This is a genomic window from Arthrobacter sp. D3-16 (assembly GCF_054408515.1).
The window spans coordinates 3722457-3735700 of record NZ_CP096437.1; the positions used below are offsets into that span (position 1 = coordinate 3722457).

Below are 13244 nucleotides of genomic sequence, written 5' to 3' on the forward strand. Positions count from 1 at the left end.
CGAATCTTGGCCCGCTCAAGGCACAACGTATTACTTTCGCCACCGTAGCTGCGATTTGGAAGGTCGACTAGTCGGTGAGAAGATGCTCGTCGCCGCAGGCTCGTCGGCCCGGGCCGAGGCTAGGCCCGGCGCGCCTGAGACAATCCTGAGTCGTCGAAGCCGACTCATCTCGGACGGCGTCGCCGAAGTTCTTGGCGATCGATTTGTCCTGAAACAGGATTACACTTTCACGGGTCCTGGACAGGCAGTCGATTTGATGAACGGCGGTCATGTGCGGGAGCCACTAAAGCTGTGGCGTGACGCGGACGGAACTTCACTGGACGATATTGGTACCAACGAGTAGGGGACTCATTTTGGCGCAGCACAATGAAGTGACGTTCGAGGACGAGATCTGCCAGGCTCTCGCGGCCGCGGGCTGGATCTACGAGCCGCACCGCAAGGCCAGCGATCTGTATGACGCCAACCGTGCTCTCGTTCCCGAGGACGTCTTCGCATGGCTGGCGGATACCCAACCGGAGCAGCTGGCCAAGGTTCTGAAACCGACTGACTCTCCCGCCGAGCACGAGGTCTCCAGAATCCTGCTTCTGGACCGGCTGTGCAAGGTCCTGGACAAGCCCGCGACCAAGGAAGCCGGCATGCTCGCGGTGCTGCGCACCGGAGTCAAGGACGTCGCCGCGAAATTTGAGATGTGTCAGTTCAAGCCGGCCATGGGCCTGAACCCGGAGACGCTGGAACGCTACCAAAAGGTGCGTCTCCGCGTGATACGGCAGGTGCATTACTCAACTGTGGACACCCTGAAGAGCATCGATCTGGTCCTGTTCGTCAACGGCCTGCCGGTGGCGACCATTGAGCTCAAGACGGACTTCACGCAGACCATCCATGACGCCGTCGAGCAGTACCGCAAAGACCGGCTGCCGCGAAATGCCAAGAACAAGGACGAACCGCTCCTGTCCTTTGGCCGACGCGCCCTGGTGCACTTCGCCGTCAGCAACGATGAAATCCAGATGACCACCGAGCTCAAGGGCAAGGACACGTCTTTCCTTCCGTTCAACCTTGGCAATGACGGCCACGCCGGGAACCCGGTCAACCCCAAGGGTTCCGCCACCAGCTACCTCTGGGAACAGGTCCTGCAGCGCGATACTTGGCTGAACATCGTAGGCAAGTTCCTGCACCTGCAGATCAGCGACAAGACCGATCCAGTCACCGGCGAGCGGGAAGTCCGCAAGTCCCTGCTGTTCCCCCGTTACCACCAGTGGGATGTGGTCAACAAGCTCATTTACACGGCCAGTGCGGAAGGTGCCGGCCACCGCTACCTAGTCCAGCACTCCGCCGGGTCCGGTAAAACCAACTCGATTGCATGGACCGCGCATCAGCTCAGCTCGCTGCACGGGACCGACAACCAGAAGGTTTTCGACTCCGTCATCGTCGTGACCGACCGCACAGTCCTGGACGCCCAACTGCAGGACGCGATCTACCAGATCGAGCACAAGTCCGGCGTCGTGGTCCCAATCCGCGGCAACGCCGGCTCGAAGTCCGCCGAACTCACCGCCGCACTGACGGCTCGGACGCCGATCATCATCGTCACCATCCAGACCTTCCCGTTCGCGCTGAAGGCCATCGCCGAAGCCCAGGCACTGAAAGGCAGGAACTTCGCGATCATTGCGGATGAGGCGCACTCATCGCAGACAGGGTCCACCGCGAACAAGCTCAAAAAAGTCCTCTCCGCCGAAGAATTGGCGGACGTGAACGACGGCGGCGAGTTCGACGTCGAAAGCTATCTGGCGGCCGAAATGGCTGAGCGCGCCGATGCCAAGAACATCAGCTACTTCGCGTTCACCGCCACCCCCAAGGCCAAGACCCTGGAACTGTTCGGACGCGAGGGCCCGGACGGGCTGCCGCAGCCGTTCCATCTGTACTCCATGCAACAGGCCATCGAGGAATGCTTCATCCTCGATGTGCTGCAGAACTACACCAGCTACAAAGTGGCCTACCGGCTCACCCACGAGGGCCGGGACTATGACTCGGACGACACCCAGGTGGAGAAATCCGAGGCACTGAAATCCCTGATGAACTGGGTGAAGCTGCACCCGTACAACATCAGCCAAAAGGTCCAGGTGATCGTTGAGCATTTCCGCGCGAACGTTGCCTGGCGGCTGGAAGGCAAGGCCAAGGCGATGGTGGTCACCGGCTCCCGCAAGGAAGCCGTCCGGTACAAGCTCGCCATCGACAAGTACATTCTCGACGCCGGCTATTCGGGTTTGAGCACGATGGTCGCCTTCTCGGGCGAAGTGAACGACGACGAATCCGGGCCTGAGGCGTTCACCGAGCTCAACATGAACCCCGGGCTCAAGGGGCGCACGCTGCCCGAGGCGTTCTCCACCGACGAGTACAAAATCATGCTGGTGGCCAACAAGTTCCAGACCGGCTTCGACCAGCCGCTGCTCGTGGCCATGTACGTGGATAAGAAGCTCTCCGGGGTATCCGCCGTGCAGACGCTGTCCCGGCTGAACCGTACCGCCGTGGGCAAGGACCAGACCTTCGTGCTCGACTTCGTCAATAATCCGGATGAGATCCTGGCGTCCTTCCAGCCGTATTTCCGGGAGGCAGCCCTGGAGGGTGTTTCCGACCCGAACGTGGTACACGACCTACAAGCCAAGCTCGACGCCGCCCAGATCTATTTGGAGTCCGAGGTGGACGGGCTGGTGAAGTCCTATGTCCTGGAGGCCGGCAACAATGCTCTCTCCGGCTGGGTGGCCCCGGCCAAGTCGCGCTTCAACACCCGATACAACGCCGCCGTCGCGGAGGGCAATAAGGCCGCCCAGGATGAGCTGGACCTGTTCCGGAAAGATATTGGCTCGTTTGTCCGCGCCTATGACTTTCTCTCCCAGATCGTCGACTTCGCCGATACGGACTTGGAGAAGCGCTCGATCTACTACAAACATCTCCTGCCGGTGCTCCGCGTGAACGACGCGAAGGTGGCACTGGACCTCTCCGGGGTGGTGCTCGCCAAATACGCGCTCAAGGACAAGGGCCAGGCCCAGCTGCAGCTCTCCGGCGAGGACGCGCTTTTGAAACCGCCCACAGAGGTGGGCACCGGACAGGCGAAGGACCCAGTTCTCGCGACGTGGGAGGAGATCATCCAGCAGGCCAACCTTCCGTTCGAAGGTGAGGAACTTGATGCAGTAGCCCACTTCGTCGAGGGAGTGCGCAGGGAGCTGGTGAAGAACGAGACACTTCAGAAGCAGGCGCAGAACAACTCACGGAACCACTTCGGCAGCAGTCCGCATCTGGAAATGGCCGTCACAGACGCGGTCTCGAACTCGATGGACAGCCACTACAACCTGAGCCTTCAGGCTTTGGGGGACAAGACGAAGATGCACGCGCTCCTGAAAATGCTCGGTGAATTGGTCTACGAGGAATTGCAGGGGTCCGAGGCCTGAAATACCCGCCGCCCCAGGTGACCGTCTAGAAGTAGCTCCGGATTCGTCGCCACCAAGATGCACGCGTGGTGGCGACCTTGGACCGGTGATCTCGCTGGTCACGTCCGAGAGCGGCTTTGGTCGCAGCATGATTCATCTTTCGAAGCCATACGACTTGGTTACGCTCGATGCAGTAATGCGATCTGCAGGGAAATTGGCCGTTGCCGACAGAGTGGTCAAGGGACACCGTGCCGTCGAAGGTAAGTGTCCAGTCGTTGGGGCCAAACGGTGTGACCACTTTGGTGCCGCAACCACAGGCGCATAGGTGAACGGCGGTTTCGTACGCCATGGAGATGTAGAGTTTGCCCGGCTCTGGTTCAGCGGGGATGGAGACGACGAACGCCGGGTTAAGGTGCCGGTCTTTCATCCGGCACCTTCCGTCTCGCGGTTGCCAAATCGGTGGTTGAGGTTACCGGAGTCGATGTCGAACACGGTGTGATGTTCGCCTTCTAGGTCGGCGTAGAACGCGAGCAGCTTCTTGTAACGGAGCACGGCGAGGTTCGCCGTCAAAGCGTTGAGCTCGTCGACCTGGAGGTTGGTGTCGTACTCAGCGTCTTCCCCGACAAAGTAGGACACCACCTTGTCGATGTGCTCGCCGTGCCCGGGGGTGAACGTGGTGACCCGGAGGGTGCCGTTGACCCCCTTGGAGTCCTTCCCGAGGCCGATACCGGTATCGACGAACGGAATACCGGCCACCACGAGCGCGTCGATGATGACCTTCTTGACCGGACCGGCGTCCATAGCCAGAAACACGAAGTCCGCGTCCAACAGCTCATCGACATTCTCGACCGTCACGTTGAACGGGTGGGTATGGATCCCGCGTCGCATGGCCGAGTACACGCGCTCGTAGTACGCCACCTTGGTCAGCCCAGCCCGGAGGTCCTCGATGCTTGCGGCCCCTGGGGCCCGGAAGGCGTTATGACTGAGGAACACGTCTCCGTCGTACAGATGGAGGGTCCGTACCGGCGTCTTCACGAGCGCATCGAGGATGTGGGCACCAGTGCCGCCCAGCCCCACAATTGCGACCTTGTTCAACACCAGCCGGTTATTGAGTGCAGTGATGCCGTAGCGGGGCGAGAACGTGTCCATATACTTGAACACCCCGTCGCCCTCGTCAGTCTCGACCGGTTTGAACGTATACGGAGTCACCGACGGGTCCACAGCCTGAGCGGGCCCGATCACTATCTGCGTGTAATAGGTGACCTTCTCGTAGAAGTCCGGGTAGCCACCAGCAGGTTTCTGGGAGAACCCACACGCAGCGGTGAGGTCAGGCCCGGCCGACCACTTGTCCACCCTGTCGTTGACGAGCCCATCGATGGGCGCACCCGTCTTGTCGCGCGGGACACCACCAACAAAACACATGACGTGGGTCGCCGGGGTGACGGTGCTGAGTCCGTTGTTGTCCAAGGGGCAGAGGAAAGACCCCAACTGAACCTGACCGGCGTCGTTGACGAACGGAATGTCGTCGACAACGAGGTAGCCGCTGACGATGCGGACCGCGTACCCGTCCGCCACGAGGGCGGACAGGTCGCGGCTATCACGAACGAGTTGAGAGCCGGACATTAAACGTCGTCCCCTTCTTCTTCACGGTGACGGATTCGCCGGCCACGAGGGTGCCGTCACCGCCGCGCGGGCCCACGGCGTGCCTGTAGGTGACGGTGAACATCGCCGCCGGGTCATGCCCGGGAAAGGCGAGGTTACCGAGCTCCTCGTAGGTGACCGTGCTGTCGTCGAGGACGGTTTCGGTGCCGTTGATGGCAACCTCTACGGTCTTGTGGGTTACTGCCGGCATGGGGCGGTACCTCCTGATGGGATGGCCGCCGCCTTGACGACCTACTTGAATAGTAGCACATACCCCATCACCCCTACGCTGATACGCCGATTACTAGTAGCAAGCTGCGCGCCGCCACTATTCCAAGGGGAGGATTCGAGGTACCTTCATGAAGGCCTGATACTGTGAATCAGCGAAAAGGTGATGGATAATAAGCAACGTGGAGCGGGAGTATCTTGATGAGGAGTTGCGTCCGCTGGCGTCAGACTCCAACTTCCGTCCACCCGCATGGAGCAGCGAAGACATAGAAGGCTTCCGCCGCCTCATCCAGTGCGCCCATGCCGCAACCGTCGAAGATGATTTGCGGAATACGCGCTTTCTGCGAATTCGGTCGTCCGACCACGGCGACCCCGCTCGGGCACAAGCGCGGTTGTCATCCGGACGCCTGATTTCCTTGACATTCAAAGGAACCGACGACCACGGAACTGTGGTCATCGGGGACCTCTCTGCACATATGGAGCCACCCACATGAGCACCTCGACACACGATGCGCTACCCATCAACCAACAACCAGCCGGTGACCTCTTGGCACTCGAGCTTAAGGAACTGGGCTGGTCGCAGGCCGACTTCGCAGCCGTCCTGGGCCGTCCCACCCAATTCGTGTCCGAAATCATTACCGGCAACAAGGAAATCACCCGCGAATCAGCGGCCCAGATTGCTGCTGCCCTCGGCCACACCGCCCAGTACTGGCTCAATCTGCAAAACGAGTACCTCCTGGCAGAGCAGGCCGGGGACCAGAGGACGCAGACCAAATTAGACGATGTTCGTCGTCGGGCACGCCTCAACATGAAGGCCCCGATCGCGCTATTGAAAAAGCGCGGGGTATTTACTGGCTCGACGCTCGATGCACTCGAAACAGAGGTGCAGGAGCTGTTTGGCCTGGCCTCTCTGGATGATGAGCCATATATTGCGATGGCCGCAAAGCGTGCCAACCACAATGAAGACGTCAGCCTCCTCCAAAAGACGTGGGGTGCCTGTGTTGGGCGTGAAGGATCGAGAGATCTACCGAAGGTGCCGTATGCTGCCGACAAGCTGGCCCGTCTAGCGGCCGATTTACCTCGGGGGGTTCATACTGAGGGCGACTTCGCGAAGCTCCCCGCGGTTTTCGCTGAAGCGGGCGTCCGCCTAGTATTCGTCGAGGCCTTCGCCGGCGCGAAGATCGATGGATGCTCCATGTTCGTGGGCCAGCATCCCGTGATCGGATTGTCCGGGCGAGGGCAACGACTCGACAAGGTCTTCTTCACTTTGCTCCACGAAGTCGCTCACATCCTTCGAGGTCACGTAACCAAAGACTGTGCGATCATCGAAGACCTTGACGACAAGGACCCACGCCTCGCCGATCGCGAAACCGAAGCCAACGGCGACGCCTTCAACTGGATTTTCCCCAGAGGGTTCCCCAAGGTTCCGGCCCGGATCACTGGACCTTGGGTCGACGAAACAGCCAATCAATTTGGCATCGCGCGCATCATGCTTGTCGGCCAACTTCAAAAGCGCGGCCGCCTCGACTGGCGCACCACGCTCGCCAAGGGAGCCCCAACCGTCACTGAGGCGCTAAACAGCTGGTAGGCCGGGTGGCTTTCTGTGCGGGAAATGCCGACAGCCAGTCTTGATGGCTTTCTGCGAGCCAACAATAGAGCTGTTAATCGCTTGGTTGTCGACGGCCCTTGCTATGGTTACCCACAAAACAGGTGGCGTCTATCTGCGCAGGTCGTCGCGATCGACCCTTCCGCGGCGTTCCGTAAAGCGTTGCGTATGCGGCTTTCCCGCACTGCCGTCACCGTTGATCATTTCCACCTGATTTCTCGCTGGCCAACCAGGCTATGACCGAGACGAGGCAGAACCTCTCCCAACAGGTAAAGGGCCGCCGCGGCACCGAGGTGACGTCCACGCCGCCGAGCGTTATCCGCCCCGCATCAATCTCATAGAAACGCATCATCTGGCGGACCAGCCTGGTCTTCCCCGTCCCAGTGAAGCCCGATCGCCACCTTCTGCCCGACGCTCCCCGAAAATTAAGCTACAGCTCCCTTAAGACGTCAGCCGCCAGAAGCGAGACGGACACGGACACGCTCTCTGGGTCACCAATTCCTTCCTCGGCTCGCCCGGCCATAACTGAACCCAAAGCTTCTGCCCCATCCGCAAAAAGTGAACGCAACATGCCAATCCCATCAGCAGTTGCTGATTGACTAATTGGATTCTCGAGTAGCTCGCGGATAGTGCCAGCAACGTCGGAGCTTTCGGTTGCAACGAGCAACCGATAAACGTCATGGGCATCCTTGTCATTGAGTCGATGCGGGGAGTCGATACGCTCTGATATCTTGTGGACCTTGGCTATAAGTAGTGCCGCCGGTCCAGCCACTCTAGCTTCGAAAGCGCGCTTGTCGGTGTCATCTAAAGCACGAATGACCATTTTTGAGTTGTCAACCACAGCCGCCTCAAGACCCCTCGCCCTTCGCGTACTGCTCTTACTGTGAGGCGGTATGCGAGCACCTCGCGTTTGCTTTCCTCCGATTCCAGCCAGTTCTTCGGGGACCATCAGATCTACCGGTATTCCAGCCGCGTTCATCCAAGCCCCCGGCTGAGAGCTCAAGGGATTGGGGAAGAACCCGGCTTGGTCCATCGCTACCTCGAGCAAGGGATTTGGGTTTAACAGTCGAGGATCTAACGCCAGGTCGCTGTCCTTCGTTGCCGCCGCTAATGCGACCTGCGCTTCTCCTGCATGGAGATATACCGCTTGGGCCCCAATGACGATCAACGCATCCCGGTGATCAATTAGCGCTTCGAGGGCGTCGAGAAGGGCAGTGCGTGTTTGTGCAAGGAGGTCATTTTCTCCAAGAGGACTCATTGCGCTCCATCCAATCCATTAGCTCCTCGGCCTCGGAAGGATTACGTCCAGGCCCGGTCATGAGATCTACTGCCACTTGTGCAGGTGCCGCTATTTCGATTCCTTGGACGGTAGTCAATTTCCGTTGGAAAACCACGTCGCTTTCCGGTTCTGCCAGCAGCACATTTGTGCCTGCCTCTGACGGTCGCAGGCCCCAAGCCTTAGCCGCTATATCGGCATTTTCGACATAAACAAGGACTGATCGAGCTGGAGCGTATGGCGCCCACTCCGCTGCCGCAACCGTTCCAGTGACTGCATAGTTGATTCCGCTTGACCTACTTGCTTTTCCAAGAAGAGAAGGCAATCCTCTGGGCTCTATGTAGCTGGTGACTCGACTGCTACGAGTAAAGCCGTAATCTTTGCTCCATGCCCGCAGGAGCGGTCGCCACTCGCGAGCAAGGATCTTTCCGTTGTCGTCTCTTTCAATCAGAGCCTCACGTTCAAGATGCTCCACCACTCGATACGCCGCTCCGGTCGAGACACCCGAAACGTCGATGAGTTCACGGATATTCCAGGGCGCGATCGGGAAGTCCACCAACGCCCGCACAATTTTTGCCGCGGGTGCTCCCTTGAGAGAGCCTCTAGGCCTGCCTGGACCTCGCCAGGGATCTCTGTTAGCGCCTTGACAGGAGATGAACAGGCCTGGTCGGGATATGTCTACACGCATATTCCCCGTAGCATCCACGAAGGCAAGGCCTTCCTTCACTAGAGCTTCCCGGACGGACGGCGCTAGGTACCGAGCAACGACCACGCCGGCCGTGTTTTGACGAAACTGTGTTAGACGATTCAACTGCTGGGTTACAGCTGGGACATCTCGTCGCTCCAAGATGCGCTTGGCTTCAATAATAAGAAGCGCTTCCATCCCGTCGGGACTCCGCAGCCCTATCTGTCCGTCGGGGGAAAGGTCCCAGTACGAGGATTCGTCCGTGACCTTGAATGTTGACCAGTTACTGGGCATACATTGGCTGAGCAGGTTCATGCAACGACTTAGGATGTCGGTTGTTGTTTTGGGCTCTGGCTCCGTACTGCTTTCCAATGCCCCTCCTGTCTACGATGTTCGTGAAACATACCATTTCCGCTGGCGATGGACAAGTATCATTTGCCGAACGTTGGCGCAGACGCGCAACAGAAATGCACACTGGTTCAGGAAACTAGATCATTCTGGTGACAGCGGAAGGGCGCGGTTTTCTGAACATCAATGCTAAACCTGCAGAATAACTGGAGCTGCCCTTAGACCTCCGCCACGGGAGCCGCGAACTGCGCCTCGTACAGCCGCGCATAAGCGCCGCCCGCAGCCAGCAACGAGGCGTGTGTTCCCTGCTCCACGATCTGGCCGGCCTCCATCACCAGGATGAGGTCGGCGTCGCGGATCGTGGAGAGGCGGTGCGCAATCACAAAAGAAGTCCGGTCGGACCGCAGGGCACTCATCGCCTTCTGCACGAGCACCTCGGTCCGGGTGTCCACAGATGAAGTCGCCTCGTCCAGGATCAGCACCGACGGCCGGGCCAGGAAAGCCCGCGCAATCGTCAGCAGCTGCTTCTCCCCCGCGGACACGTTGGCGCCCTCGTCGTCCAGTACGGTGTCGTACCCGTCGGGCAGTGACCGCACGAACCGGTCCACATACGTCGCCCGCGCCGCCTCCAGAATTTCGGATTCAGTAGCAGAAGGCCGCCCGTACCCGATGTTGTCCCGGATGGTCCCGCCGAACAGCCACGTATCCTGCAGCACCATCCCCAGCCGCGAGCGCAGCTCGCGCCGGGGCACTGAGGTGACGTCCACGCCGTCGAGCGTTATCCGCCCTGCATCCAGCTCGTAGAACCGCATCATCAGGTTCACCAGCGTGGTCTTCCCTGCGCCGGTCGGCCCCACAATGGCCACCGTCTGCCCCGGCTCCGCCACCAAAGACAGGCCGGAAATCAGTGGCTTGTCCGGCGAATAGGAGAATGAGGCGTCCTCAAACACCAGCCGCCCCCGCCCAAACACCGGACCGGCAGAAGGGGCAGGCTCCACAGACTCCTCGTCCTCATCCAACAGCGAGAACACCCGCTCCACCGACGCCACCCCGGACTGCAAAACGTTCGCCATGGACCCCAGCTGCGCCAGCGGCATGGTGAATTGCCGCGAATACTGGATGAACGCCTGCACGTCACCCAACTGCATCGCCCCGGAAGCCACCTGCAGCCCGCCCACCACGGCGATCCCCACATACACCAGGTTCCCGATGAACGTCATGGCCGGCATGATCAGCCCGGAGATGAACTGCGCACCGAAACTGGCGTCATACAGCTCCGCGTTCTTCTGCCGGAACCGCTCCCCCACCTCGCGCTGCCGGCCGAACACCTTCACCAGCGCATGCCCGGTGTACGTCTCCTCGATCTGCCCGTTCAGCTCCCCCGTGTGCTTCCACAGCGCCACAAACAGCTTCTGCGAGCGCTTGGCGATCAGCGCCGTCAGCCCCAGCGTCAGCGGAATGGTCACCAGCGCGATCAGCGCCAGCGTGGGCGAGAGGATCACCATCATCACCAGCACACCCACCACGGTGAGCACCGACGTGACCGCCTGGCTGATGGTCTGCTGCAGGCTCTGCGAAATGTTGTCCACGTCGTTGGTCACCCGGCTGAGCAGCTCGCCGCGCTGGATCGAGTCGAAATACCGCAGCGGCAGCCGGTTGATCTTCGCCTCGATCCGCTCCCGCAGCCCGAACACCGTCCGCTGCACCACCCCGTTCAGCACATACGCCTGCACCCACATAAATGCCGACGACAGCACATACAGCACCAGCGCCCACGTCAGCACACTGCCCAGCGCCGCGAAGTCGATGCCCTGCCCCGGCACCAGGTCCATCGCACTGAGCATGTCCGCGCGCTGCCCCTCCCCGGACGCCCGCAGCTGCGCAATCACCTGCTCCTTGCTCACCCCGGCCTGCAGCTCCCCGGACACCACGCCGGCGAAGATCAGGTTGGTGCCCTCCCCCAGCAGCCGCGGCCCGATCACGGACAGCGCCACCCCGGCCACCGCCGTCGCGAACACCAGCAGCAGCCACGCCCGTTCCGGCCGCAGCGTCCCCATCAGCCGCCTGGCCGACGGCCAGAAGTTCATCGCCTTCTCCGCGGGGACGTTCATCCCCGCGAACGGCCCGCCGCGTCCCGGGCCGCCTGCCGGGCGGGGGATGCGGACGACGTCGGCGCTTGCCGTTTTGGCTCCGGGTGCGGTGCCGGTGGTGGTTCCGGAAGAGGCGGACGACGGCGGGCGGTGCGGCGCGCTCATACCGTCTCCTCCGCCGCCAGCTGGGAAGAGACGATCTCACGGTACGTCCCGGATGTCTCCAGCAGCTCACGGTGCGTTCCGCGCCCCACGATCCTGCCGTCGTCGAGCACTAAGATCTGGTCCGCATCCACGATGCTGGAGACGCGCTGGGCGATAATCACCAGCGTGGCGCTGGCGGTGCTGCGCTTGAGGGCCTGCCGGAGCCGGGCATCGGTGCCGGTGTCCAGCGAGGAGAACGAGTCATCGAAGATATAAAGCTCGGGCCGTTTCACCAGGGCCCGGGCGATGGCCAGCCGCTGCCGCTGCCCGCCCGAGACGTTGGTGCCGCCCTGGCTGATGGGCCCGTCCAGCCCCTCGTCCATCCGCTCCACGAAGTCGCGGGCCTGGGCAATCTCCAGCGCCGTCCAGAGCTCGTCCTCCGTGGCGTCCGGCTTGCCGTAGAGCAGGTTGCTGCGGACAGTGCCGCTGAACAGGTAGGGCCGCTGCGGGACCAGGCCGATGTGCCCCCAGAGCAGGTCCGGGTGCAGCTCACGGACGTCCACACCGTTCATCCGGACCGAGCCTTCCGTCGCGTCGAAGAGCCGGGGCATGAGGTTCACCAGGGTGGTCTTGCCGGCGCCCGTGCTGCCGATGATCGCCGTCGTCTGCCCCGCCCTGGCGGTGAAGCTGATCCCGGTGAGGACGGGCTGGTCGGCACCCGGGTAGGCGAATCCGACGTCGCGCATCTCCAGCTCGCCGCGGCGGCCGTCCTGTGCCGCCGTCGTTACCGGATGAAGCGGCGGCCGGACGCTCGACTCCGTCCGCAGCACCTCCCCGATCCGGTCGCCGGACACAGCGGCGCGCGGGATCATCACGGCCATGAACGTTGCCATCATGACGGACATCAGGATCTGCAGCAGGTAGCTCAGGAACGCGATGAGCGTGCCCACCTGCATGGAGCCGTCCTGGATGCGGAACGAGCCGAACCAGATCACGGCCACGGATGAGACGTTCAGGACCAGCATCACTGCGGGGAACGCGAGCGCCATGAGCCGGCCGGCGCGCAGGGCGGTGTCCGTGACGTCCTCGTTGGCGCGGGCGAAGCGCTCGGTCTCGATGTCCTCGCGGACGAAGGCGCGCACCACGCGGATGCCGGTGAGCTGCTCGCGGAGGACCTGGTTCACGGTGTCGATCCGCTTCTGCATCTTGCGGAACAGCGGCACCATCCGGACGGTGATCAAGCCGACGGCGATCAGCAGTATCGGAACGGCGACGGCGATTAGCCAGGACAGCTGCGCGTCCTGCCGCACGGCCATGATCACCCCGCCGATGCTGAGCATGGGGGCGGTGACCAGCATGGTGGCGGACATGAGCACCAGCTGCTGGACCTGCTGGACGTCGTTGGTGGACCTGGTGATGAGGCTGGGTGCGCCGAACTTGGTGACCTCCTGCTCGGAGAAGTCGCCCACCCTTGTGAAGATGGCGTCCCGGAGGTCCCGGCCCACGCCCATCGCCGCCTTCGCCGCGAAGTACACCGCGATGACTGCACACACGATCTGCAGCAGCGTGATCCCCAGCATCACGCCGCCCAGGCTGAGGATGTACCCGACGTTCCCCTTGGCCACGCCCTCGTCGATGATGTCCGCGTTCAGGGTGGGCAGGTACAGGGACGCGATGGACTGCGCCAGCTGGAAAACCACGACGGCGGCCAGCAGCTTCCGGTGCGGCCGGACGTATTCAACAAGCAGCTTCCAGAGCATGGGCGGCTCCTGGTCCTTGGCTCACGGGACGTGATGCGAAGGTCAGT

10 protein-coding genes are annotated in these 13244 nt (G+C 61.6%); 3 read left to right on the top strand and 7 right to left on the bottom strand.

What is annotated here, in order from left to right; translation table 11 throughout:
* Positions 1-353 precede the first annotated feature (353 nt).
* Positions 354-3440 carry a type I restriction endonuclease subunit R gene (locus M1D32_RS17415; RefSeq protein WP_458779867.1) on the top strand — a complete coding sequence of 1029 codons (3087 nt, stop codon included), beginning with the start codon at positions 354-356 and terminating at the stop codon, positions 3438-3440.
* A gap of 25 nt (positions 3441-3465) precedes the next feature.
* On the opposite strand, the gene M1D32_RS17420 is transcribed toward M1D32_RS17415, so the two are convergent.
* From M1D32_RS17420 to M1D32_RS17430, 3 genes are read right to left on the bottom strand one after another with little or no spacing between them, the layout of a single operon-like run.
* The gene (locus tag M1D32_RS17420; RefSeq protein WP_458779868.1) at positions 3466-3846 is read right to left on the bottom strand and encodes a DUF6527 family protein; all 381 of its coding nucleotides are present in this window, start codon (positions 3844-3846) and stop codon (positions 3466-3468) included.
* Positions 3843-5042: a ThiF family adenylyltransferase gene (locus tag M1D32_RS17425; RefSeq protein ID WP_458779869.1), complete on the bottom strand. Its 1200-nt coding sequence runs from the start codon at positions 5040-5042 to the stop codon at positions 3843-3845. Before M1D32_RS17425 ends, M1D32_RS17420 begins: the two co-directional genes overlap by 4 nt.
* Entirely contained in the window at positions 5017-5271 is a 255-nt protein-coding gene (locus M1D32_RS17430) for a multiubiquitin domain-containing protein (RefSeq protein WP_458779870.1), read from the bottom strand. Before M1D32_RS17430 ends, M1D32_RS17425 begins: the two co-directional genes overlap by 26 nt.
* A gap of 507 nt (positions 5272-5778) precedes the next feature.
* On the opposite strand from M1D32_RS17430, the gene M1D32_RS17435 reads away from it, so the two are divergent.
* Both M1D32_RS17435 and M1D32_RS17440 read left to right on the top strand, forming a co-directional pair.
* Entirely contained in the window at positions 5779-6876 is a 1098-nt protein-coding gene (locus M1D32_RS17435) for a HigA family addiction module antitoxin (RefSeq protein ID WP_458779871.1), read from the top strand.
* Between the two features lie 24 nt (positions 6877-6900).
* Complete coding sequence (locus tag M1D32_RS17440; protein ID WP_458782225.1) at positions 6901-7134, top strand: transposase; 234 nt, start codon at positions 6901-6903, stop codon at positions 7132-7134.
* 190 nt (positions 7135-7324) lie between these two features.
* Here M1D32_RS17440 and M1D32_RS17445 read toward each other — a convergent pair whose 3' ends face one another.
* The 4 genes from M1D32_RS17445 to M1D32_RS17460 form a co-directional block, all read right to left on the bottom strand.
* Positions 7325-8152, bottom strand: a complete 828-nt coding sequence (locus tag M1D32_RS17445) for a GSU2403 family nucleotidyltransferase fold protein (protein ID WP_458779872.1) — start codon at positions 8150-8152, stop codon at positions 7325-7327.
* Positions 8130-9170 carry a hypothetical protein gene (locus tag M1D32_RS17450; protein ID WP_458779873.1) on the bottom strand — a complete coding sequence of 347 codons (1041 nt, stop codon included), beginning with the start codon at positions 9168-9170 and terminating at the stop codon, positions 8130-8132. Before M1D32_RS17450 ends, M1D32_RS17445 begins: the two co-directional genes overlap by 23 nt.
* A 251-nt stretch (positions 9171-9421) precedes the next feature.
* Complete coding sequence (locus M1D32_RS17455; RefSeq protein ID WP_458779874.1) at positions 9422-11458, bottom strand: ABC transporter ATP-binding protein; 2037 nt, start codon at positions 11456-11458, stop codon at positions 9422-9424.
* Complete coding sequence (locus tag M1D32_RS17460) at positions 11455-13197, bottom strand: ABC transporter ATP-binding protein (RefSeq protein ID WP_458779875.1); 1743 nt, start codon at positions 13195-13197, stop codon at positions 11455-11457. The genes M1D32_RS17455 and M1D32_RS17460 overlap by 4 nt, the downstream gene beginning before the upstream one ends.
* Positions 13198-13244 lie beyond the last annotated feature (47 nt).

Bases quoted from the DNA above. Each gene is read 5' to 3' on its own strand.
- M1D32_RS17430 (WP_458779870.1), bottom strand. From the start codon at position 5,271: ATGCCGGCAGTAACCCACAAGACCGTAGAGGTTGCCATCAACGGCACC.
- M1D32_RS17425 (WP_458779869.1), bottom strand. From the start codon at position 5,042: ATGTCCGGCTCTCAACTCGTTCGTGATAGCCGCGACCTGTCCGCCCTC.
- M1D32_RS17460 (WP_458779875.1), bottom strand. From the start codon at position 13,197: ATGCTCTGGAAGCTGCTTGTTGAATACGTCCGGCCGCACCGGAAGCTG.
- M1D32_RS17440 (WP_458782225.1), top strand. From the start codon at position 6,901: ATGCCGACAGCCAGTCTTGATGGCTTTCTGCGAGCCAACAATAGAGCT.
- M1D32_RS17435 (WP_458779871.1), top strand. From the start codon at position 5,779: ATGAGCACCTCGACACACGATGCGCTACCCATCAACCAACAACCAGCC.
- M1D32_RS17445 (WP_458779872.1), bottom strand. From the start codon at position 8,152: ATGAGTCCTCTTGGAGAAAATGACCTCCTTGCACAAACACGCACTGCC.
- M1D32_RS17455 (WP_458779874.1), bottom strand. From the start codon at position 11,458: ATGAGCGCGCCGCACCGCCCGCCGTCGTCCGCCTCTTCCGGAACCACC.
- M1D32_RS17420 (WP_458779868.1), bottom strand. From the start codon at position 3,846: ATGAAAGACCGGCACCTTAACCCGGCGTTCGTCGTCTCCATCCCCGCT.
- M1D32_RS17450 (WP_458779873.1), bottom strand. From the start codon at position 9,170: ATGAACCTGCTCAGCCAATGTATGCCCAGTAACTGGTCAACATTCAAG.